23 protein-coding genes and 2 pseudogenes are annotated in these 20,767 nt (G+C 55.6%); 5 read left to right on the top strand and 20 right to left on the bottom strand.

Annotated features, from left to right (window positions below):
* Window positions 1–121: 121 nt before the first annotated feature.
* Window positions 122–1,090, top strand: coding sequence for an exonuclease domain-containing protein (locus OUY18_RS07240; RefSeq protein WP_268058091.1), 969 nt, complete (start codon window positions 122–124; stop codon window positions 1,088–1,090).
* Between the two features lie 184 nt (window positions 1,091–1,274).
* Here OUY18_RS07240 and OUY18_RS07235 read toward each other — a convergent pair whose 3' ends face one another.
* The 11 genes and pseudogenes from OUY18_RS07235 to OUY18_RS07185 all read right to left on the bottom strand — a co-directional run.
* Window positions 1,275–1,667 (bottom strand): hypothetical protein, encoded by a 393-nt coding sequence (locus OUY18_RS07235; protein WP_128742273.1) that lies wholly within the window; start codon window positions 1,665–1,667, stop codon window positions 1,275–1,277.
* A gap of 15 nt (window positions 1,668–1,682) precedes the next feature.
* Entirely contained in the window at window positions 1,683–2,285 is a 603-nt protein-coding gene (locus OUY18_RS07230) for a major tail protein (protein ID WP_268058090.1), read from the bottom strand.
* A 2-nt stretch (window positions 2,286–2,287) separates the two neighbouring features.
* Complete coding sequence (locus tag OUY18_RS07225; RefSeq protein ID WP_268058089.1) at window positions 2,288–2,629, bottom strand: hypothetical protein; 342 nt, start codon at window positions 2,627–2,629, stop codon at window positions 2,288–2,290.
* Window positions 2,626–3,057, bottom strand: a complete 432-nt coding sequence (locus tag OUY18_RS07220; protein ID WP_128742276.1) for an HK97-gp10 family putative phage morphogenesis protein — start codon at window positions 3,055–3,057, stop codon at window positions 2,626–2,628. The genes OUY18_RS07225 and OUY18_RS07220 overlap by 4 nt, the downstream gene beginning before the upstream one ends.
* 11 nt (window positions 3,058–3,068) lie before the next feature.
* The gene (locus tag OUY18_RS07215) at window positions 3,069–3,404 is read right to left on the bottom strand and encodes a head-tail adaptor protein (RefSeq protein WP_268058088.1); all 336 of its coding nucleotides are present in this window, start codon (window positions 3,402–3,404) and stop codon (window positions 3,069–3,071) included.
* Window positions 3,405–3,406: 2 nt separating this feature from the next.
* Complete coding sequence (locus OUY18_RS07210; protein WP_268058087.1) at window positions 3,407–3,718, bottom strand: head-tail connector protein; 312 nt, start codon at window positions 3,716–3,718, stop codon at window positions 3,407–3,409.
* 1 nt (window position 3,719) lies between these two features.
* Window positions 3,720–4,907 (bottom strand): phage major capsid protein, encoded by a 1,188-nt coding sequence (locus OUY18_RS07205; RefSeq protein WP_268058086.1) that lies wholly within the window; start codon window positions 4,905–4,907, stop codon window positions 3,720–3,722.
* A gap of 13 nt (window positions 4,908–4,920) precedes the next feature.
* Window positions 4,921–5,673 (bottom strand): head maturation protease, ClpP-related, encoded by a 753-nt coding sequence (locus OUY18_RS07200; protein WP_268058085.1) that lies wholly within the window; start codon window positions 5,671–5,673, stop codon window positions 4,921–4,923.
* Window positions 5,670–6,926: a phage portal protein gene (locus OUY18_RS07195; RefSeq protein WP_268058084.1), complete on the bottom strand. Its 1,257-nt coding sequence runs from the start codon at window positions 6,924–6,926 to the stop codon at window positions 5,670–5,672. Before OUY18_RS07195 ends, OUY18_RS07200 begins: the two co-directional genes overlap by 4 nt.
* Window positions 6,926–8,557 carry a terminase large subunit gene (locus OUY18_RS07190; RefSeq protein WP_268058083.1) on the bottom strand — a complete coding sequence of 544 codons (1,632 nt, stop codon included), beginning with the start codon at window positions 8,555–8,557 and terminating at the stop codon, window positions 6,926–6,928. Before OUY18_RS07190 ends, OUY18_RS07195 begins: the two co-directional genes overlap by 1 nt.
* 89 nt (window positions 8,558–8,646) lie before the next feature.
* Window positions 8,647–8,934: pseudogene (locus OUY18_RS07185) on the bottom strand (phage portal protein); the annotation flags it as partial.
* Between the two features lie 331 nt (window positions 8,935–9,265).
* Here OUY18_RS07185 and OUY18_RS07180 point away from each other — a divergent pair.
* Window positions 9,266–9,775, top strand: coding sequence for a DUF2975 domain-containing protein (locus OUY18_RS07180; protein WP_268058082.1), 510 nt, complete (start codon window positions 9,266–9,268; stop codon window positions 9,773–9,775).
* A gap of 10 nt (window positions 9,776–9,785) precedes the next feature.
* Window positions 9,786–10,010 (top strand): helix-turn-helix domain-containing protein, encoded by a 225-nt coding sequence (locus OUY18_RS07175; protein ID WP_268058081.1) that lies wholly within the window; start codon window positions 9,786–9,788, stop codon window positions 10,008–10,010.
* Window positions 10,011–10,046: 36 nt separating this feature from the next.
* Here the strand turns inward: OUY18_RS07175 and OUY18_RS13875 are convergent, their stop codons facing one another.
* Window positions 10,047–10,478, bottom strand: coding sequence for a phage head closure protein (locus OUY18_RS13875; RefSeq protein WP_419196126.1), 432 nt, complete (start codon window positions 10,476–10,478; stop codon window positions 10,047–10,049).
* A gap of 210 nt (window positions 10,479–10,688) precedes the next feature.
* On the opposite strand from OUY18_RS13875, the gene OUY18_RS07160 reads away from it, so the two are divergent.
* Both OUY18_RS07160 and OUY18_RS07155 read left to right on the top strand, forming a co-directional pair.
* Window positions 10,689–11,159, top strand: coding sequence for a MarR family winged helix-turn-helix transcriptional regulator (locus OUY18_RS07160; protein WP_268058080.1), 471 nt, complete (start codon window positions 10,689–10,691; stop codon window positions 11,157–11,159).
* Window positions 11,156–11,974, top strand: a complete 819-nt coding sequence (locus OUY18_RS07155) for a hypothetical protein (RefSeq protein WP_268058079.1) — start codon at window positions 11,156–11,158, stop codon at window positions 11,972–11,974. Before OUY18_RS07160 ends, OUY18_RS07155 begins: the two co-directional genes overlap by 4 nt.
* Window positions 11,975–11,981: 7 nt before the next feature.
* Here OUY18_RS07155 and OUY18_RS07150 read toward each other — a convergent pair whose 3' ends face one another.
* From OUY18_RS07150 to OUY18_RS07115, 8 genes and pseudogenes are all read right to left on the bottom strand, one after another.
* On the bottom strand, window positions 11,982–12,143 hold the full coding sequence (locus OUY18_RS07150) for a DUF5049 domain-containing protein (RefSeq protein WP_419196128.1): 162 nt from the start codon (window positions 12,141–12,143) through the stop codon (window positions 11,982–11,984).
* A 24-nt stretch (window positions 12,144–12,167) separates the two neighbouring features.
* A pseudogene (locus OUY18_RS07145) lies at window positions 12,168–12,383 on the bottom strand (DUF4314 domain-containing protein); the annotation flags it as partial.
* On the bottom strand, window positions 12,380–13,195 hold the full coding sequence (locus tag OUY18_RS07140; RefSeq protein ID WP_268058078.1) for a virulence protein: 816 nt from the start codon (window positions 13,193–13,195) through the stop codon (window positions 12,380–12,382). The gene OUY18_RS07140 and the pseudogene OUY18_RS07145, both read right to left, overlap by 4 nt.
* Before the next feature lie 93 nt (window positions 13,196–13,288).
* On the bottom strand, window positions 13,289–14,551 hold the full coding sequence (locus OUY18_RS07135) for a site-specific DNA-methyltransferase (protein WP_268058196.1): 1,263 nt from the start codon (window positions 14,549–14,551) through the stop codon (window positions 13,289–13,291).
* Entirely contained in the window at window positions 14,502–15,356 is an 855-nt protein-coding gene (locus tag OUY18_RS07130) for a hypothetical protein (protein WP_268058077.1), read from the bottom strand. The genes OUY18_RS07135 and OUY18_RS07130 overlap by 50 nt, the downstream gene beginning before the upstream one ends.
* A 131-nt stretch (window positions 15,357–15,487) precedes the next feature.
* Window positions 15,488–15,841 carry an HNH endonuclease gene (locus OUY18_RS07125; protein ID WP_268058076.1) on the bottom strand — a complete coding sequence of 118 codons (354 nt, stop codon included), beginning with the start codon at window positions 15,839–15,841 and terminating at the stop codon, window positions 15,488–15,490.
* Between the two features lie 219 nt (window positions 15,842–16,060).
* Window positions 16,061–18,571: a phage/plasmid primase, P4 family gene (locus tag OUY18_RS07120; protein WP_268058075.1), complete on the bottom strand. Its 2,511-nt coding sequence runs from the start codon at window positions 18,569–18,571 to the stop codon at window positions 16,061–16,063.
* Window positions 18,568–20,550, bottom strand: coding sequence for a bifunctional 3'-5' exonuclease/DNA polymerase (locus OUY18_RS07115; RefSeq protein ID WP_268058074.1), 1,983 nt, complete (start codon window positions 20,548–20,550; stop codon window positions 18,568–18,570). Before OUY18_RS07115 ends, OUY18_RS07120 begins: the two co-directional genes overlap by 4 nt.
* Window positions 20,551–20,767 lie beyond the last annotated feature (217 nt).

Genomic DNA, 20,767 nt, shown 5'->3' with positions numbered 1-20,767 from the left:
TCAACGCCGATCCGCAGGCCGAAATCGTCAGCGATGTGCGGTCACCTCCAATCAAAGGAAATTGAAAAAGCCGAGCTTTCGATATATAATGAAAAAAAGGATTTAAGGATGGTGATTTTCTGTGGATATACGCATAAGTTTTGGATTTGGAAATAACGAAAAGAGTATCGCTCAGCGTGAATTCAAAGGGAAAAGCTTATTAAAAGAGTTAGACGATTATGTTGTACTTGATTTGGAAACCACTGGACTTGACCCTGATTATGACGATATTATTGAAATGGCCGCTATCAAGGTTGAAAATAAGAACATTGTTGATCAGTTTCAAAGCCTTGTAAATCCCGGTTATGAAATTGATGACTTTATTACTGATCTAACTGGAATAACAAACGAGATGCTTAAAGACGCTCCTGGTGTAAAGAATGTTTTGCCTCAATTTTTATCCTTTATCGGGGATAGCGTAATCGTTGCCCATAATGCAAACTTTGATATAAATTTTCTTTATGATGCCTGTGGCTGTTTGAAACCCTCGATGTATTTTAAGAATGATTTTGTTGATACAATGCGGTTAAGCCGCCGCCTGTTCGTAAAGGAACGCCATCATCGATTGTCAGACCTAGCGGAACGTTTTGGCATTAAAGGGAGTGTTGAGCATAGAGCACTATCCGATGTAATTAAAACAAATCAATGCTATGACTACATGAAACGCTATGCAAAAAATTCTGGAATCCTTTTCGAATCTCTTTATCCTCTGCACAAAACCGGGGTCAGAGCTTCAGACATTACAGCGACCACTTCTGAATTTGACGAAACCAATGCGATATTTGGAAAGATATTTGTATTTACGGGCGCATTACAAAGAATGGTTCGTAAGGATGCCATGCAATTAGTGGTGAATATGGGCGGGAAATGTGGAGATGGAGTAACGAAAGATACAAATTACTTAGTCCTCGGTAATAACGATTATTGTTCAAGTATTAAAGACGGCAAGAGCTCCAAACAAAAGAAGGCCGAAAAATATAAGGCTTCTGGAAGGGATATCGAAATCATTTCAGAAAATGTATTTTACGAAATGCTTTCCGAAAATAGTTAGAGTCCATTTGGTATTATTTCATCTATTGAATTTTCCCGATACGGCTTCTCAATCCCCAGGAACTGCTTATGGCAGGCCCATAAATCCAGAAAAAGCCCGATGGGCGTGAGCCAGAACTGCTCCGGCTCCATGCGCATCTGGACGGTTCCGTAATAATACAGCCGGGTAAAAAGCTCTTCGTCGCTTACCCGGCTTGCGGGTTTTTTAACGCATTTTCTGCGCCTTCGCTGACCACGTTCCGGGCGGTGCCCTTGAACATGGCTTCGGTGATGGCGTTTTTGTATGACGCCAGCTGCAGGGGCGAGGTGAGCAGCTCCACTTCCTCCTCGGTCAGCAGTTCCTTCGGTGCGTCTTTGTGCTTGAGGTTGTAAATCAGGACGGACTGGTTCGCCAGTAGAGTCAGGAGCCAGACGATCTCATCCAGCGCCAGCTCGAAATTCTCGGAGCGCATCAGCTTCTCGCCCAGGTTCTCTAGGCCGCCGTAGCGGCCCGCGATGGCCTTGGTCGCTTTTGTGGTGAGGATCAGCTCGTATTCCTCGCCGCCGATGCCGATCACCGCGCCGCGTTCATTCTCCATACGTCATCCCCCTTTTCATCCGCCGGATGGCGGAGTGGTTTCATAAACCGGTTCATAAACCTGCGTGTACCAGCCGGAAATGGTGGTATCCGACACACCGGCGTCGCCTTCGGTCGCCTCGGCCTTCCACGGGTGCTTTCCCTTGCCGTCCGGCTTGTTCCGGCGCATCACGGTGCCCTCGATGGTGGGCGTCTGGAACGTGATGGAATCGCCCTTGGTTTCCAGATTGGTGTCGGGAATGCCGAATTTGACGCGGTACAACCAGAAATAGCGGTATTTCCCGTTCGGTTTGAGCGCCCGGAAACCAACAGCCACAGCAGAGCCTTCGTTTTCGCTGGTGGAAACCAGCACGCCGTTGTCGTCTACGATGGCCCCGGTCAAATCCTGCGCGGCGGTCACGCCGATATCGTCCACGCCCAGGGAGAGCGTGCCGGACTTGAACTCCTTGACGACATAAGCCGTGCCGTCGTCGGCGTAGAGTGTCGCTTCCGCCAGGTCGATCGTCAGATCGGCCTTGATCGCTTTCGCCAGCTGAACCGGCGTTGCGTAGGTTTCCTCGCCGTTTTCGGCTTCGGTGATTTTCGCGTAGTAGAGTTTATCCATGCCGATAGTGGCCATCCTCATTCCTCCCATGCATACGGTTTCGCCACATCGATGGCGTAATGGTGGTAGCCGGTATCGTCCTCGTGCGCGATATACCGGTGGTCGGTGACGGTGAACCCCGCGTCCAGAAGCGCGCGGACGATGCGGTTTTTGACATCCAGGTAGTTGCTTTTGGAATAGACGGACAGCCGCGCCTCCTGCGTTTCAAATTCCGGCAGGTTGTCGCCGAACAGCTCAAACGAGTCGGTCAGCGGCGTAATGACGGTGTATTCGGCGGGAGCTTCGCCGGAGAAAACGCCGGTTTCCACCGCCAGCCCCAGTCCAGCCATCAGAGCGGTCAGCTCCCCGAGAATATTCATAGGCCGCCGATTTCCTCCTCCAGTTTTTGTTTCATCGCCTCTATGCCTGGCTTGCGTGCCTGCGTTTTAGCGGGCTGGAGAAACGGTTTCGGCGGCTGGCCGTGCTTCCCGTATTCGAGGATGTTGGCGATTTTTGCGTTGCTCTCTCCATCTGAACGCGGCTCTGAAAAACCAACCTTGACGTTAAAATTGCCGTTCTTATCCATCTTCGCCGGGGAAAGGCCCAGCGCCGCTTCAAGTTCCCCGGTGGAACGCGAGGGGAACTTGGTATCCCGCCCGACGGCCTCCCGAAGATTATCCCGCACCTTCTCAAGGGCGACCTCGCCTCCCGCTTCCAGCACGCGGGGAATGATCTCGTCGGTTTTCTCGCCGAGAGCGGAGACTTTCCGCAGAAAATCGTCCGGCATCTTAAAATTAACCTTTGCCACGTCGAACCACCTCAATACTTGCTCGGCTCCAGCCGTTCCGCCAGAACCTCGATATACATGCCTCGCCCGCGCACATCCTCCGCGCTGAGAATGCGGAAGCGTTCGCCGGAGCAGGTGATGAAAAGTGACGGGCGGATTTCCACGCCGGGGATTTTGCGGAAACGGAACAGGCTGGTCGCCTCCGACCACGCCGCCCGGTTTGCCCATAGTTCGTTCCCGTGGCGATCTTCCCGGTAGGCGCGCACGCTTGCCAGCACTGTGTCGGTGGAGATGACGAAGCCGTCGGCGTCTTTGGTCTGGTCAGTCCGGATGATGTCTATAAAAGCGTTCATTTTGCCGAAGCTCACGGTCACACCTTCCATTCGCGGTCAAGGCGCAGCAGTGTGTTGACCGTGTCCCAGACCTGTGCCGCCGCCGGGACATTGTCGGCGAAGAAGCCCCCGGTGGAGCCGTCCCGGCTTTCGTAGAAATGGCTCGCCAGCATGACGACCGCCTGCTCCGTGGTCGCCGGCATGGGATTGCTGGCGTAGAATCCGTCCGCCACATGCTGGTATTTCTCGGCATAGGACGTCGCGGCGGCGATGAAGCTTTCCAGCAGAGCATCGTCCTGATCGTGCTCCAGAATCAGATTCTTCTTGACCCGGTCAAGCAGATCCGACATATCACGTCGCCGCCTGCTGCAATACCTGTACCGCCTCCGGCAGTATCAGCTTGCCGTCCACGCGCTGTGTGGCGATAAATCCCACCTGCCCGGTGGCGGCATACAGTTCGTTCAGCCGCTGGAACGTGCGGCCCTGCCGGTCGGCAATCCAGTAATAGCTGAAATCCCCGAACGCCACGGTTTTCGCGCCCGCCGCGATGGCCGGGACGTAGGCGGATGTATAAATCGGTCGGCCCAGAATCGTGTCCGGCGCGGATGCGGTGATTGCCGGCTGCCAGAGGTACTGCCCGTTTTCGTCTTTCAGCTTCCGGATGGCTTTCACGGTCGTGTCGTTCGTGATGAACACCGCCTTTGTGCGGTAGGGCGACCGCAGGCTGTAATACAGATCGAGAATTTCGTCCAGTGTGACGGCGGTCGCGGAAGCGGTCGTTTTGCCCACCTGCGCGCCGCCTGTCGCGGCGAAGATGCTGGTGGGCTTTTTTACGCCGTCGCCCACGAAGAAAGCTTCTTCCTCTTTGGCCCCGATACGCCGGGCGAATTCGTTCGCAATGTAGCTCTCGAGCGGAAACACGGAGTCTTGGAGCAGCTCCTGACTGACCTTGATCAGCGTGGCCAGCTTATACGCGCCGAGCGTGATCTGGGCGAACGTGTTATCGCTGGCGGGAATTTCGCCTTCCTCCTCCACCCAGCTGGCGGTGCCTTTGGTCGCCACCACCGGAATGATGTGGTCTCCGCTTGCTGTCTGTATAATCCGGGCGAACTGTCGGAAAATGTTCTGTTCTTCCAGTGCTTCGATGAGGGTGCGCTCAAATTCGTCCGGCACCAGATAACCGCCGTTCGCGTCCGTGCCGATGCTGAGAGAGTCTTTCACAAATTTTTTTCCGCACAGGGCATTCCAGAAGTTCTGTTTATACGCGGCGGACGCTCTGCCGGATGAAGCCGCCGCGCCGCCGGGGTTCGCCGCCAGCGGCTGGCTGGTGGGGGCGGACAGCTCCCGGTCAAGGGCTTCCTGCCGTTCCAGACGCTCGACCTCCCTGCCCAGCGCGATCACGTCGGCCTCCATTTTGTCATAGACGGTGGCGTTCTCCGCCGAAACCATGCCGTCTGCGCCGCGCTTGCTGTCGAGAAAGGCCTTGGCGGCGTCCCATGCCTTGGCGCGTTTCTCGCGCAGTTCTAAAATTGTGCTCATACTTTTCCTCCAGTCAGCGTTTGATTAATTTGAGCCGCCGTTCCAACTGGTCGGCGGGAATACCGGGCTTCTCCGTCGGGATTTTACGCAATAGCGACGCCGTAACCGACATACGGGAAAAGATCAGGCCGCCCGCCGCGTCCTGCGGCGCGCTCTCCGAAAACAGGATGCCGTCCGCGAAGCGGAGCTCCACCGCTTTCTTGGCGTTCATCCACGTTTCGTCGTTCATCATGTGGGAGATCACGGCGCGCGTCTGCCCGGACTTGGCTTCATAGGCGTTGATGATGGATTCCTTGACCTCGTCGAGCATCGCCTTGGCCCGGAGCATTTCGCCGCCGTCCCCGATGGCGATGGTGGCGGGGTTGTGTATCATTATGCAGGAAACCGGCGACATGAGCACCTGATCGCCCGACATGGCGACGACCGAGGCCGCCGACGCCGCGATGCCGTCGATTTTTACGGTCACTTTCCCGGAATACTCCTTGAGCATATTGTAAATCTGCGCCGCCGCGAACACGTCGCCGCCGGGGGAATTGATCCAGACGGTAATGTCGCCGGAGCCGGAGAGCAGATCGTCCTTGAACAGCTTCGGCGTGACCTCGTCGCCCCACCACGTCTCATCGGCGATCGCGCCTTCCAGATAGAGCGTGCGCTCCTCGCCGTCGTTGCTTACGAAATTCCAAAACTTGCGGCGAGCCGCCGCTGGCAATTCGCGCTTTAGGGTTGGTGCGTTCTGTGAGCCGTCTGCCCGCGACTGTTCATTCATGAACCGGAACCCCCTTTGTTTTCTGCGGATTGTTTTGTATACGCCGCGCCCGCGTCGGCCAGCTTCACCATGTTGCCGTTGACCAGATACAGATCGCCGCCGTCCTCCGGCGGAATCTCGTTCATATTTTCCAGCCGCCGGATGTCGTTCGCCGACAGCCAGCCGTTCTGCCGCCCGATGGCGTACCCGTTCATGCGGGTCGCGTAATCGCCGCGCAGCAGGCCGTCGAGGTTGAATTTTATGACCAGCGTGGTCTTTTCAGATGGAAGCAGCAGCGACTGGTGCATGGCCTGCTCCCACCGCACTACCCACGGGTCGAGCGTGTATTTCACGAATTCCATCGACTGCTGCTCGATGTTGGAAAAACTGGACTTTTCCAGATCGCCGACCATGTGGGGCGGGATACGGAAAATGCGGGCGATCTCATTCAGCTGGAATTTGCGCGTTTCCAGAAACTGCGCTTCCTCCGGCGGAACCGAAATCGCGTGAAACTTAAGCCCCTCCTCCAGCACGGCGATACGGTGCGACCGGCTTCCGCCCTTGTAGAGCGTTTCCCACGCCGCGCGGATCTGGTCGGGATTCTTCAGCGTCCCCGGATGCTCCAGAATGCCGCCGGGGTTCGCGTTGTTGGCGAAAAAGGACGCGCCGTAATCCTCAGTGGCGATCGCCATGCCCACGGCATTCTTGGCGAGGGCAATGGGCGAATAGCCGACCAGCCCGTCAAAACTGAGGCCGGGGATGTGCAGGACGTCGTCTTTAGAGAGCGTAACGCCGCCGTTTTTGCCGTCGGGGCGGCTTTCGTCCGTGTTCCGCCAGTAGGTGTAGTAAATCTGCCCGTCCGGGCCGCGCCAGACGTCCGTTTTGTTCGGGAGCAGCGGATACAGCGCCAGCACCCGCCCGCCGCCGTCCCGGATGATCTGGGCATATGCGTTCCCCCACAGGAGCAGGTGGCTCATAAGCGTCTCCCGGAACACGAAGCTGGTCATCTCCGGGTTCGGCGCGTTATGCAAAAGATTATACAGATAATGCCCCGGCAGCAGTTTTGTGCCGGTATCCTCATAGCGGTACACATGAAGCGGCAGGCTCGCGATGGCCTCCGAAATTACCCGTACGCAGGCGTACACCGCCGCGTTCTGCATGGCGGTGTTTTCGTTTACAAAGGGGCCGGAGGTGGAGCCGCCCCAGAAGAAACTTTTCGAGGTGGAAAGGCTGTTTTGGGGATTCTCTTTCTTTTTCCGCGAGAAAAAGCCCATCACACCCACCCGTCCTCTCCGTAGATCAGCAGGCCGTGCGTATCGTATACGCTGCCGGGCAGCGCGCCCTCGTTGCGGATGGCCCGGTCAAGCGCCATGATGAGCGCCACCACGCCGTCGATGCGCTCGGTCGCCTTCTGCTTGTTGGGCTTGATGTTGCCGGCGGCGTCGGTGCTGACGCAGAGGTTATCCGCCATCCAGCGCAGGGGCGGGTTCCCGGCGTGAGCGATCTTCCGCTCCAGCGTCAGGCGCATCAGTTCCTTTGTCGCCGGGGACATATCCTTGAAACCCTGCCCGAACGGCACGACGGTAAAGCCCATGCCCTCCAGATTCTGCGTGAGCTCCCACGCGCCCCAGCGGTCAAAAGCGATTTCCTTAATGTTGTATTTCTTTCCGAGTTCTTCAATGAATTGCTCCACGAAGGAATAATGAATCACGTCGCCCTCGGTGGTCTGCAGAAAGCCCTGTGCTTTCCACAGGTCGTAGGGCACATGGTCGCGCTTGACGCGGGTTTCGAGTGATTCCTTCGGTATCCAGAAAAACGGCAGGATGATATATTTATCCTCCTCGTCCTCGGGCGGGAACACCAGCACGAACGCGGTGATGTCCGTGGTGCTGGACAAATCCAAGCCCCCATAGCAGATGCGCTTTTCCAGAGATTTCGGGTTGAACCGGAAGGAGCAGGCGTCCCACTTCTCCATGTTCATCCAGCGGACGGACTGCTTCACCCACTGGTTGAGCCGCAGTTGGCGGAAGATGTTCTCGTTGACCGGGTTTTGCTTCGCGTCTTCAAAAGACTGACGCATGGTTTCCATCGTCACCGTGATGCCCAGGGACGGGTTGACCCTGCGCCACACTTCTTCGGATGTCCAGTCCTCTTCGTCGGCAGCGGAGTAGATCACCGGATAGAAGGTCGTGTCGATCCGCTTGCCGCGCAGGACGTCCTCGGCTTTCTGGTGCATCTCCCAGCAGATGGAGTTGCGGTCGACGCCGGCGGTGGTGATGATAAAATGCAGCGGCTGCTCGCGCGCGTCGCCGGAGCCTTTCGTCATGACGTCGAACAGCTGCCGGTTCGGCTGGGCGTGGAGCTCGTCGAAGATCACGCCGTGGGCGTTGAGGCCGTGCTTGGTATACGCGTCGGCGGAAAGCACCTGATAAAAGCTGTCGAGCGGCGTGAACGTCAGGCGCTTCTGCCCGAGGTTCAGCTTCATCAGTCGTTTGAGCTGCGGGAACTGGTCGACCATTTCCACGGCGACGTCGAACACGATGCTCGCCTGGCTGCGGTCGGACGCGCAGCCGTAGATCTCGCCGCCGTGCTCCAGATCGGCGCAGGTGAGCAGCAGGGCGACCGCCGCCGCGAGCTCCGATTTGCCCTGCTTTTTGGGAATCTCCACATACGCGGTTTTGAACTGGCGGCACTCGTCATATTTACGGACGATGCCGAACAGGTCGCGGATGATCTGCTCCTGCCAGTCGATGAGTTCGAACGGATCGCCGTACCAGCGCCCCTTGGTGTGCCGCAGGTTGTTGACGAAATACACCGCCGCGTCCGCGAACCGCTCTTTATATACCGACTCCGCCGCCTTGAAGCGGGAGGGTTTGTAGTTTTTCAGCCTTCGGAAATCGTCCACCCGCATCGCCTCCGGATAAAAAATCGGGGGTCCTTCTTGGGGCTCCCGGCAGACTGCTTCTATTTTATGCGGCGTTTTTTCCTATTAGCACACCGGACAGACTCTAAACCGGCATTTTTGGCGAGGACGATGGGCGAATAGCCGACCAGCCCGTCAAAACTGAGGCCGGGGATGTGCAGAACGTCGTCCTTGGAGAGCGTAACGCCGCCGCTTTTCCCGTCGGGGCGGCTTTCGTCCGTATTGCACCAGTAGGTGTAGTAAATCTGCCCGTCCGGGCCGCGCCAGACATCTGTCTTGTTTGGGAGCAAAGGATAGAGCGCCAGCACGCGCCCGCCGCCGTCCCGGATGATCTGGGCGTATGCGTTCCCCCACAGCATATGAAAAGCCGAAACCCCTGTAATATCAAGGAATTTTGGCTTTTCATATGCTCTTAAAATCGCTTATTTGTCGCTTAAATCCGCTTAGTGTTACTTTAAGATAATTGAGAAAGGGCAGTGTCCATATGGAAGCAACCTACCACTACTAAAATAACGAGATAGACAGCGAACAGACGGGTAATGTATAATTGCGTTTTGGCATTATGCTTGTGCTTGACCACTTTTTGACACGCTTAAATGAAAGATGTATCGTATTGCAGAAATTATTTATTGACAAACAATAAATATATGCTATAATTAAACTCACAATAATATTAAGGAAGGTGTTTTCATGTTATCTAAAGCAACATTTTTTATGAGAGCGGTAGTTTTATTCATTGGAATTGTGGTGCTTATATTCAGTATTTTCCTATTTCCAGAAATATTAAGAGAAACAGCAATTATAGCGGCGGCTGCATCACTGCAAATATCACCTTGGTTCGCTTTTATAAACTTTACTTTTCCAATTGGTTTATATGCTGCGTCTATACCTTTTTTCATTGCTCTGTATCAAACATTGAAACTTTTAAGCTATATTGACAAGAAGAAAGCCTTTTCAGAACTTTCTGTAAAGATATTGAAGAATATAAAATACTGTGCACTCGCAATTTGTGCCTTGTATATGGCAGGTGTTATGCCAATCATATATTGTTTTGCAAAGCTGGATGATGCCCCCGGCTTAGTTTTAATGGGTTTAGTTATTGGCTTTACACCAATTGTAATAGCGACTTTTGCGGCCATTCTTCAAAAGCTCTTGCAAGAAGCCATTGATATAAAATCTGAAAATGATTTAACGATCTGAGGTGAATGGCATGGCAATTGTAATAAATATTGATGTAATGCTTGCAAAAAGGAAAATGAGTGTAACAGAACTTTCAGAAAGAGTGGGTATAACATTGGCTAATCTTTCTATATTGAAAAATGGAAAGGCAAAGGCTATTCGATTTTCAACCTTAGAAGGAATTTGTGATGCTTTGGACTGTCAACCGGGAGATATACTAGAATATAAAAAGGTAGAGGATAATAAACCAATATAAAAATGGTAAGGTAGGTATCCGCAATTTACGGATACCCTACGCCTTTTTCTTGCAATAGAGCGTCAAATCCGCCTTGTACCCCTCGAACGTGTCAATGCGGGTAATATCATAGTCCACGCCGCGAAAACGGATAAAGTTAGCCGTTGTAATGTCCGTCCGATAGCCGATAGTGAATAATGCTTTCTCGGTTGCTTGAACGGCTGCGGCGGCATAGAATTCTTTGCCCGAAAGCTGCCGGAAATACGCCCAAACGTCCGACACAAGCTCCGATTTTCCTTGCTTTTTCGGAATTTCCACATACGCGGTTTTGAACTGGCGGCACTCGTCAAATTTGCGGACGACGCCGAACAGGTCGCGGATGATCTGCTCCTGCCAGTCGATGAGCTCGAACGGCTCGCCGCACCAGCGTTCTTTGGTCACACTAAAACCGGGCAGTTTGTAATTCATCAGGTTTTTGAAATCATCCATAGCACCACCTCCGAATAGACAAAGGGAACCCTCTTCGGGCTCCCGGCAGACTGTTTCCGTTTTATGCGGCTTTTTTTCCATTAGCACGCCGGACAGACTGTAAAAATATAAATTGATAGACGAGCAGGAATAGCTATTGACAAAATAAAAAAAGTGTATATGATCTATATAGGTAACACATTACCTATATAGATCATAAGAAGGGGTATTATGGGCCGGCTTGATCGTTTGACGGATACGCAGTATTTTTTCGGTGCGTTGTTCGTGGCTTCCAACAGGCTTGAAACGATCCTCGAGAGGGAGTTTAGCAAGTTCGGGGTAACCGCAAAGCAGTGGTTTTTGTCCATTGTCGTTGACAGGCTTTTCGATGAGCCTCCCACCATCAAGCAAACCGCGCGCGCAATGGGCAGTTCGCACCAGAATGTCAAGCAGCTCGCGCTTAAGCTGAGCGGCAAGGGGCTGCTTAGGCTTGAGAAGGATGAGCGGGACACCCGTGCGACGCGGCTGCAGATGACCGGGGAAGGCCGCTCGCTCTGGGAAAGGGTGAGGGCTCAGCGGGATACTTTTCACGAAAAGCTCTTTGCCGGAATCAGCGAACAGGAGCTGGGAACCGTAAGAAACGTGATGAAAAAATTGCTGGTGAATATCGAAGCCATCGATCACAGGGAGGAAAACACATGAGGGAACGAACAGAGCGCCAGAACTATTTTCTATATTTCACCCTGCCTATTGTGCTATTGATCCTGATTTGCAGCGGGATTGGTATCCTCAAGCCGGATTTTTACAAAAGGGAAACAGCCGACTGGCTGGCGCAGTGCGTGGGTCAGGATTTCTCAAATGTTTTCTTTATCGCGCCCATTCTGCTGATTACATCATTTCTTTCGGCAAAGGGTGGCCGGATTGCCAAAATCATCTGGGCCGGAACGATGATTACGAATATTTATTCCTATGTCCTCTACAGCTTTGACGTGCATTTCAACGAACTCTTCCATTTCTATTGCATCATCCTCGGCCTGTCGGTCTATTCGCTGCTTGTTTTCGGCGCAAAGCAGTTCCGCCTTGATTTTAAGGCCTGGTTTGAACAGAAGGTTCCCGTGAAAACGGTCGGTGTTTTCCTGCTGGTTATTGCGGCTGCCTTTTATTTCCTGTGGCTTTCGCAGTCGCTGCCGGCGGCAGTCACGGGCGGAGTGCCCGCCTCCGTTGTCAGCGGCGCGCTGCCGACAAACCCTGTCCACGCGCTCGATTATTCCTTTTTCCTGCCGCTGATCGTGATTGCGGGTGTGCTGCTGATCCGGAAAAAACGTCTCGGTTATTTTCTTGCGCCCATGATGCTGGTTTTTACCCTGATCACCAGCGTGAATATCATCAGCCTGACCCTTGTAACCATGGTAAAATCGGGTGCAAACGGCCTGCCGCTGGCAGGCGTGTTTACCGTTTTCAGCCTCGTCTGCCTGTTTTTTATGGTTGTGTATCTGCGAAAGATTAAGAAAGTATAAATTTTCTCTATTCCCCGGTCAGGATAAACCGAGCATAAGCCGTGCGGTCGGTTTCGAGGTAGTCCACCAGTTCATAAAAGCCGTTCTCATAGGCAATGCGCTGGACAGCGGAAATATCGAACATATTCGCTTTTCCGGTCGCCCGGACTGCCAGTATCTGTTCCCGTATTTTTTCGGTGAACGCGCCGGCAATCCGGAACCGGTCGACGCCGGGGATGAGGCTCAGCGTGGAGCCGCAGTCCCATTTGCAGAGGATGTTGCCGGCGTCGTCCACGCCGCGAACCATAGCGCGGTCGCCGGGCTTCAGCTTGCTGTAAGGGTCATACATTGCAATGAGCTCCACCCGCGTCCCGGCGGGATATTCCCGCCGGAGACGCTCGACCGTTTCCTTGGAAGGGAAGTTATTCATTGCTCGGTACTCGCTTCCCCGGTGCAGTTCGCGCCCGTATTGCCGACGGGGGCTTCCTCTCCCACCGGGGCGGGTACCGCCTCCGGGGTTTCCGTGCCTGCGTCCGCGCCGTCAGCGGCCCCGTTCGCGGCCTTTTTTTCCGGCGCGCCGTACCGCCACGCGGCGTTTCCGCTCAAGTTTTTCAGCAGGAGCTTCCGCGCCAGCTTGAAGTCGCCGCCCACCATGCCGAGACCAATTAGCCACACCCGCATGGCGAAGCGCGGATTCTCGAATTCGTCCCGCGCCTTCGCGGTCACGCGCTTTTTCTCCTTCGCCGTTTTGCACAGGGCGGCGATAAACTGCGCGCAGGCCTTCGCCGTGCCGCTGTCAAGGTTGCCGGGGAACCATGGGAAGCGGAGGGTACCCCCGGTCGATTCGACGGGCAGGTCATCCGTGCCGAGGGCCGTTTTGATGAGCGCGGACTTACTCTCTACCAGCTTCGTGAGATTTTCCAGCTTTTCCGGCGTGAAACCGTCCATCGGCATCTCAATGGCGAGGCGGTCGGGCACTTCCGACGTTTCAGCGACCTCGGGTTCATCCGCGCTGGGCGCGTTGACTGCCGACTCGGCTTCAAAGCCTCGCGCGGCGAGGGCGGTCAAAAGGGCGTCGTTGCGCTCGCCGCTGACCGTGCCGTTTTTATCCACCGTGTATCCGCCGACTTTGTAGGCAAAACCCGGCGCGCCGAGATATTTCATCGGCGTGTTGAGGATTTCGCTGATTGCCCCGACGAGTTTTTTGCGCTCCGCGCCTGTGACATTGAATTTGACTTCCATTTTCGTTTCCTCCGTAAAATCGTGATTTTCGCGTTTCCGCAGTTATAGTAATCACTCTTTTCGGGGAAAACATCAAGTTGAAATACATGGACTTTATTCTTCAATTTCGTTGTACGCCAGCTTTTCGCCGCCGCGCAGGAGAAATACGCCCTCGTCGCTTTTGCGGAACTCGATATAGCGCTTCACGATCACGTCGCAGTATTTCGGGTCAAGCTCCATGGAGCAGTTGACGCGGTCGGACTGCTCCGCCGCGAGCATCGTGGTGCCGGAGCCGCCGAACAGATCGAGCGCCACGTCCCCGATGCGGGAGGAGTTTGCAATGGCCCGCCCCGCCAGCGCGACCGGCTTCATGGTCGGGTGCTCCACGCTCTTTTTCGGGCGGTCGAATTGCCACAGGTCGCTCTGCTGGCGGTCCTGCAGGGGGCAGAGCCGCTTCTCGCCGTCCAGCCAGCCGTACCAGATCGGCTCATATTGCGTGTGATAATCCTTCCGCGACAGAACAAGCGTGTCTTTCGCCCAGATGATCGTGGACGACCAGTGGAAGCCGGCCTCCTTCATCGCCGTCATCACCGTGCCCCATTCCTGCGCCGACATCACCACATAGACCATCGCGCCCGGTTCGCAGGCGTTCGCCATCGCCTTGAACGCCGAGAGCAGGAATGCGTAAAACTGCTCCTCCGTCATTTTGTCGTTGAGAATCTGCCGGGGCTTCCAGCTGGGGTGTTTCGCATCACCGCCGTAGTCCACGTTCCACGGCGGGTCGGTGAAAACCATCCGGGCTTTCGCGCTGTCCATCAGCCGCGCGACCGCGCCCAAATCCGTGCTGTCTCCACACAGGAGCCGATGACGACCGAGCAGCCATACGTCGCCGGCCCGCGTCACTGGCTCCGTGATTTTCGCCACCTCGGCCTCGCCGTCAAAATCGTCTTCGACGATGCCGCCCGTCTGGCGGCTGTACTGCTGGTACAGCTTATCGAGCTCCGGTGCCTCGAAGCCCGTCAGCTCCACGGCGAACCCGCTTTTCTCCAGTTCCTGCAGAAGCTCCGTCAGCTTCGGTGCGTCGAATTCGCCGCTGATTTTGTTTAGCGCAACATTGAGAGCCTTTTCGCGTTGCCCGTCAAGGTCGACCACCACGCAGTCGATTTCCGTAAAGCCCAGCTGGACGAGCACCTTAAAACGCTGGTGCCCGCCGACGATGTTCCCGGTGCGCTCGTTCCAGATGATCGGCTCCACATAGCCGAATTCCTCCACGGAGCGCAGCAGCTTTTCGTATTCCGGGTCGCCGGGCTGCAAATCCTTCCGGGGGTTATACTTCGCCGGATTCAGTTTTGCCGCCGGGATTTTCCGTATGTTCATCGCGTCCATCGTCAGGCTCCTCCCTTGGGCGCTTCTTACGGACGCGCCCGCTCATAATCGCGGCAATCAGGTCTTCCTCCGGGTTTTTGATGATATGCTCGCTGTTGCGGGACACCACATCCCAGATCACGCCCCAGGTCAGCGCGACGTTTTTCTGCAGCTTGAGCATCGCTTCGGTGAAGCTGGTGACCGTCAGCTCATGCTTCTCGTTGTAGCCGACGATGGCCGTTTTGGACAGGGCATACTGCGCGTCGATGAGATAATATTTGGCCATGACGTAGTCGCATATATTTTCAACCGGGATGAGGTTCAGGCACCCGGACGGCTCAAGGTGATCAAGGGTTTTTTCAAAAATTTCCTCGATGGAGATAAAATTCAGCGCGGGCTTCTCCATGTGCCGGAGGTATTCCGGCATCTTCGGTCGACCGGTGTTTCCGCCGCTGAACTCGATTTTTTTCAAAGGCCGCCGGCCCGGATTCCCCACCGCCAGTTTCTCGGCCAGCGGCTTCGGCTTGCGGCCCGCGCCTTTTCTCGCTCCTCCGCTGGGCATCCCGTCACTCCTTCCGCACAGACAGTGTCTTTGCATGTATATGCGGCGTTTTTTCAAAATGTGCCCAATTTTTCCAACCTTTCTGCCGCAGTTTGGCCGTTTTCGTCGCGGCCTGTCCTTTGCCGCCGTGCCGCCGTCCGCGTCCGCTTCCGCCAGATTCACGGAAAGCTCCGGGATTTTCCGTGCAAACAGCCTGTACACGTTTTGAAAAAAGCCGGCTCTTTGAAAAAACAGCCTGTCAGGCCTGTTTTTCAAAATGAAAGAAGCCCCGAAACATCAGCGTTTCAGGGCTTTTCTGATTTTTTTGAATTCGCGCGTATAGCGTACGGAGGCCTGCCGCGCTGTCCGCGAGAGAGAATCACAGAGATCAGACCGCCCCCTGGGGGTCAGCGGCGGGAGTTTTCAGCCGCGATGGTGATCGCGGAATGGCAGGACTTGCAGAGCGCCATCAGGTTGGATTCTTCATGGCCGCCGCCTTCGGCGACGGGAACGATATGGTGAACTTCCTCGGCGAGGACGGTGCGCCCGGCCTTGAGGCATCGTTCGCAAAGCGGATGCTTCGCGAGGTACAGGGCGCGGATGGTTTTCCACCGCCGCCCGTAAATCCTGTTCGAGTCAGGGTCGCGGCGGTACCGGTTGTACTCGCGGTTCGCCTGCGAAGCGTGGGCTTCGCAGTACCTGCCGTCGGTCAGGTTCGGGCAGCCGGGGAAGGCGCAGGGTTTCTTCGGCTTGTGTGGCATAAAGGCACCTCCGGTTGAAAATATGGGACAGCTTATGAGCGGAAAGGAACAAGTGAGCGGAAGCCCATATATTTTTTTCTTATTATTAAGGAATCGCTCTAAACCTCTTTTTGGCTTCGCGTAACGCAATATGTGAGAAAAACCCGCTCCACCAGCTCCAATGCCGATAACCGGTAGCCGGAACCCGCTCGTGACAACGCGCAGAACCGTTGCATCCTCTTACAGGAGTTTAATACCGCGAAAGATACGACGGCGGGTCACAGGCTCGTCGGCAGTGGCCACGCCGGGCAAGCCGGCCACCTCGCTGTTGAACCGCCGTTGGGAGACCGCTTTCAGGTTTCCATCCTCGCAGTAGTCTTTATAGCTGTCGTACAACTCCTGCCGGAAGCAGGCCGCGCCCGCCGCGACGGTGCAGCAGTCCTCCACATACGCCAGCACGCTGTTGTTTTCGATCTTGTACTGCTTGAGCTCGGCGAGAGTGCGTTCGGTTTCGCCGAACTGGTAGTTCTGCGCGATCAGCCGCTTCAGCCCCGCGATCGACCACGCCAGGATACCGTCGCGCTCCTCCGCCAGCTTTTCCTTCAGCTGAAAGTCCCGCTTCTCCGGCGGCACCGGTTTCGAGAAGCGGATGATGATCAGCCGCCGGTAAAAGGCCTCGCTGCGGTCGCCGTAGTTGCGGGGAATGTCGTTGCAGGAGTAGAGGAAGCGGGCGTAGGGCTTGAAGCTGAACGGGTCTTTATGCTTGCGCTCTCCGGTGATATAGTCCTCGCCGGTGACAGCCTTGAACATGCCGGCGTCGTCGATGCTTTTGTTGGAAAGGTCGGCGTAGATATTCGCCAGCTTGCCGAAAAGCTCCGCCGGCTGAAAGCGCTCGGACAGGTGCTGCAGCGGGATGTTGGACACGTTCTCCGCGCCCAGCAGGATATCCTGTACCACCTGCAGAATTGTGGATTTCCCCACGTTCGCCAGTCCCACCAGCATGAAGGACTTTTGCGCCTTCGTGATCGGAACGAGGAAATACCCGAAGATCTCCCGCAGCAGCTCGATTTCCGGTTCCTCGAGGATGCCGCGCAGGAACGCCATGAAGCGCGGGCATTCGGCCTCCGGATCATATTTCGCCTTGATCTGCACGGTCGAGTAATACTGCGGGTCGTGCGGGCGGAAGGTGTCGTCGAGTACGTTATACAGGCCGTTCTGCGTGTTGATGATGTACGGGTTCGGGTTGATCTCCCGAATGGGCTTGCGGATGATCAGCTGCCACTGGCCTTCGGCGTCGTTGATCTGATTCATGGTGGCGTCGCGCGGAATCAAGTAGGTGCGCACCGCTGCTTTCGCGTCTTTGTCGCCCTGTGACGTGTAGACGCCGCCGTTATAAAAATAATACTGCTCGGCGGTGTAAAACGCGTGGAACCGTTCGGCGAGGTGGTTTGCCAGAATGCCCGGTAAAAAGCGCAGTCCGCCTTTCGCCGATTGCTCATACCAGTCCGGCAGCTCTTTGCCGGATCTCTCGCGCTGCGCTTCGCGCGTTTCGGAGAACCGGCGGTACAGGTCGCGGTACAGCGCGGTTAGGGGCTTAATGTCATCCAGCTTGAAGCCGAAATGCTGGCGGACGTCGTATTTGAGGAAAATTTCGGCGAGGCCCGCGTCGGCGTTATACAGGTAATCGTTGATAAAGCGCTGGGCGGTTCGCAGGTCGGTGGAAGGATCATGGCTCAACTTCAGGCCGGCGAGGATTCTTTTGAGTTCCGTCAGTTTCATGGGCCGGAACGCCAGCCCCGCCGGCGATTTGCAGGTACAGGAAGCATTCTCCATTTTTGGACAGACGAAGCCGTGTTCCGCGATTTTCCGGCAGGTCATGGGTTTCGTGCCTGATTTATGAAAATGGTCGATCTTCGCCTGCGTAACCTTGAAATCATACTTCGGGTACGGCTTCGACAGTTTATGGATCACGGCCTCGCCGCCCTCGAAAACCGCCAGATTGGAGATCATGGCATACCAGTCCGGCTCCGGCAGGGTTTTAGCGTTGCGCTTGCAGTGCTGGATAAACGCACAGCGACGGCCCACCAGCACCAGCCCCTTCTGGGTGCCGCGCTCCCTGACGGGGGACGGAGTGGATTGAGCCGGGCTTTCATCGGGAAGCTCCGGAAGAACGGCCTCGAGCTGCCGCTGCGTATAGCGCAGTTCAGGATTGAATTTGACGCATTCCACGAGGACGGGCTCTTCCTTGCAGTGAAAGTATCCCGGCAGGCGAAAAACCCGGCTTTCGTTCACGCAAGCCGGGTCCGCGCCGAAATAAGCGATGAGCCGTTTTTGGATGGACCGGAAGCGCTCGACTTTGGCGTTCTTCATCAGCCAGTAGCAGTGGAGCGACTTCCGGGTTTTGACGATCAGAGACGGCTCCAGCGGAAAGGCCCGTATTTTTTCCAGCTGTTCCTCCAGCGGAATATTGTCGCATTCCATGAACTGGGCGTTGACGCGGGTGATGTCCGAATCCTCATGCCCGCCGTAGTTGATGACAAAATAAATGCCGCGCCCCTGATCGTTATGTGCTTTGAGCGAATCGGCGAGGTCGTCGAAATCCTCCAGCACCGTTTCCAGCTTCTGACCGGAAAACGCGCTGTCGGACTTGTCGCTGAACACGCGCAGGCAGACTTTTTCTTTTGGGTCGAAAAACGGGCGCAGGAATTCCTCCGGCGGGATGTTGACGCCGCGCAGGGAATATTCGCTCACAGGCATCCCTCCAGTTCATGTAATTCGCCGAAGCGCTTTCCGGCGGCTGCTTCCGCCATAATCGGCACTGAAAACGCCTCAAAAGGCTGTGTTTCCATGCAGGTTTTGATGAAAAGTACGGCCTTTTTCAGCTGGTTTTCGGGCAGTTCAAAGACCAGTTCATCGTGAATCTGCAGTAAAGGACAAAGCCACGGGTGCTCGGGCAGGCCCCGGACAATCCGTCCGAGAGCAAGTTTGAGAATGTCCGCCGCCGTGCCCTGTATCGGTGTGTTCAAGGCGACGCGCTGGGCGAAAGATTTCACGTTCCAGTTCGCGGACGTGATGCCGGGCAGGGAGCGCCGCCTGCCGAGCCAGGTTTCGGTGTATTTACGGAACTCGGCCCGGCGTTTCGTTTCCTCCTGCCAGCGGGACAGGCGCGGGTACCCGGATTTCAGGCTGCGGATGATCCGGTCGCATTCGTCGAGCGAAACGTCCAGCCCGGCCTTGAATTTCAGCGTCTTTTGCAGGCCTTTCGGAAACAGGCCGAAAAAGGTGCCGAAGTTGCAGCTTTTGGCGATGGTACGCCGCTCCTTGTATTGCGGGGCGTTTTTGTCTTTGGCCTGCTCCAGCGGGATTTTATAAATGACCGAGGTGGTCTGGGCGTGGATATCCCCGCCGGACCGGTAGGTTTCCAGCATCTTTTCGTCCTTGCAGTAGAACGCGCCGACACGAAGCTCGATCTGCGAGAAATCCAGCGACAGCAGGATTTTCCCCTCCGGCGCGACGATAAAATTGCGTACACCGATATCGTCCGCGCCGGCGCGCGGCATGTTTTGGCAGTTCGGATTCTTCGAGGCGAAGCGCCCCGTTTCGGTGGCCAGCGGCAGCAGGTCGGGGTGGATGCGACCAGTGACCGTATTTACATATTTGAGATATCCGTTTATGTAGGTGGACTTGATTTTCCCCCAGCGTCGGTACTCCTGCACCAGTTCGAACAGGCGCACCAGTTCCGGGCGGTTCTTCTCACAATACTCCCTGAGCAGGATCAGGGCTTCGTCATCCAGCGCGACCCGCTCGGGCGGGTCTGGGAGAAACGCGCCACCGGCGCGTTTCGTAACCCCCCGTCCCTTTTCCGTCTGCTTCACTTTTGGAAGCTTCAGGCGGTCGAACAGGTATTTCTTAAAAGCTGCGGTGCTGGCGTTCGCGCCGATGGGGACGTCGCCGATGATGAACGCGATGTCCCGGCGCAGCTCCGCCAGCTTCTTTTCGGCTTCCAAGCCTTTCTGTTCCATCAGAGGGCGATCGATGGGAAGCCCGTTATACCGCATCAGGCCGACGTAGACGGCGGTGGGCGATTCGATTTTTCCCGTGATGAACCGGTGCTTCGGCAGAAACCGGTCGAACCAACCGTTGAACAAATGGTACAGCCGCAGGGCGTAATCCGAGTCCGCGCAGGCATACCGGACGGTGCGCTCAGCCTGCGGGTCGAGCTCGTCGAAATGGTGGCCGCCGACCGTTTCGGTATAGGACGGCAGCTGCTCGCCGAAGTATTCCGGCACCAGCGTTTTCAGCCCGCAGTCGCCGAGGGAGCGGAATTCCTTCTCATTTTTATACACCAACTGCGCCGCCGCGATGGTATCGTAGCACGGCTCCTGCACGACGATGCCTTTGGCGTACAGGAACGCGCTCTCGAATGCCAGGTTGTGGGCGATCTTTATAACGGCGGGGTTCATGAAAAAGCCCGGCTTCAGCCAGGCCCAGATGGCGTCCTGCTTGGCGGCGTTCTCTCCGACGCGGTGCGCCAGTGGCAGGTAGACGGCGTCGCCCTCCGCCACTGAGAAGCTGATGCCGGCGATATGCGATTTGTGCGCGTCCAGCGCGGCGCGGTCGTCGCTTCGGTATGCGTCGTCCGGCGCGGTCTCAAAGTCGAAGGCGGCGACGGCTGTGCTGGAAAGATAGGTTTGTAAGTCCGGCAGGGACAGGATGGATCGGTATGGCATAAAATTCCCCCTCAGTAATACACCAGAATAAATTTTATGCTGACTCAGGGAAAATCTTATGTTGTCCAAGTAAAGAAATGGCTTCAAAGAAATTTACATTTCAGGATTGCTTTTATTCAGATAAAAGAATACAATAAATTTTAGTATTATGATTTCCGCCGTGAGGTACAATAATGGAATTTAAAACAACGAAACAGGCCGCCAAAGAATGGGGAAT

The organism is Caproiciproducens galactitolivorans, assembly GCF_026672255.1.
GTDB classification, from domain to species: domain Bacteria; phylum Bacillota; class Clostridia; order Oscillospirales; family Acutalibacteraceae; genus Caproiciproducens; species Caproiciproducens galactitolivorans_A.
This window is presented reverse-complemented; position numbering and strand designations above follow the sequence as displayed.

Bases quoted from the DNA above. Each gene is read 5' to 3' on its own strand.
- OUY18_RS07235 (WP_128742273.1), bottom strand. From the start codon at position 1,667: ATGGAGAATGAACGCGGCGCGGTGATCGGCATCGGCGGCGAGGAATAC.
- OUY18_RS07230 (WP_268058090.1), bottom strand. From the start codon at position 2,285: ATGGCCACTATCGGCATGGATAAACTCTACTACGCGAAAATCACCGAA.
- OUY18_RS07225 (WP_268058089.1), bottom strand. From the start codon at position 2,629: ATGAATATTCTCGGGGAGCTGACCGCTCTGATGGCTGGACTGGGGCTG.
- OUY18_RS07210 (WP_268058087.1), bottom strand. From the start codon at position 3,718: ATGTCGGATCTGCTTGACCGGGTCAAGAAGAATCTGATTCTGGAGCAC.
- OUY18_RS07205 (WP_268058086.1), bottom strand. From the start codon at position 4,907: ATGAGCACAATTTTAGAACTGCGCGAGAAACGCGCCAAGGCATGGGAC.
- OUY18_RS07200 (WP_268058085.1), bottom strand. From the start codon at position 5,673: ATGAATGAACAGTCGCGGGCAGACGGCTCACAGAACGCACCAACCCTA.
- OUY18_RS07195 (WP_268058084.1), bottom strand. From the start codon at position 6,926: ATGGGCTTTTTCTCGCGGAAAAAGAAAGAGAATCCCCAAAACAGCCTT.
- OUY18_RS07180 (WP_268058082.1), top strand. From the start codon at position 9,266: ATGTTATCTAAAGCAACATTTTTTATGAGAGCGGTAGTTTTATTCATT.
- OUY18_RS07175 (WP_268058081.1), top strand. From the start codon at position 9,786: ATGGCAATTGTAATAAATATTGATGTAATGCTTGCAAAAAGGAAAATG.
- OUY18_RS13875 (WP_419196126.1), bottom strand. From the start codon at position 10,478: ATGGATGATTTCAAAAACCTGATGAATTACAAACTGCCCGGTTTTAGT.
- OUY18_RS07160 (WP_268058080.1), top strand. From the start codon at position 10,689: ATGGGCCGGCTTGATCGTTTGACGGATACGCAGTATTTTTTCGGTGCG.
- OUY18_RS07155 (WP_268058079.1), top strand. From the start codon at position 11,156: ATGAGGGAACGAACAGAGCGCCAGAACTATTTTCTATATTTCACCCTG.
- OUY18_RS07140 (WP_268058078.1), bottom strand. From the start codon at position 13,195: ATGGAAGTCAAATTCAATGTCACAGGCGCGGAGCGCAAAAAACTCGTC.
- OUY18_RS07135 (WP_268058196.1), bottom strand. From the start codon at position 14,551: ATGAACATACGGAAAATCCCGGCGGCAAAACTGAATCCGGCGAAGTAT.
- OUY18_RS07125 (WP_268058076.1), bottom strand. From the start codon at position 15,841: ATGCCACACAAGCCGAAGAAACCCTGCGCCTTCCCCGGCTGCCCGAAC.
- OUY18_RS07115 (WP_268058074.1), bottom strand. From the start codon at position 20,550: ATGCCATACCGATCCATCCTGTCCCTGCCGGACTTACAAACCTATCTT.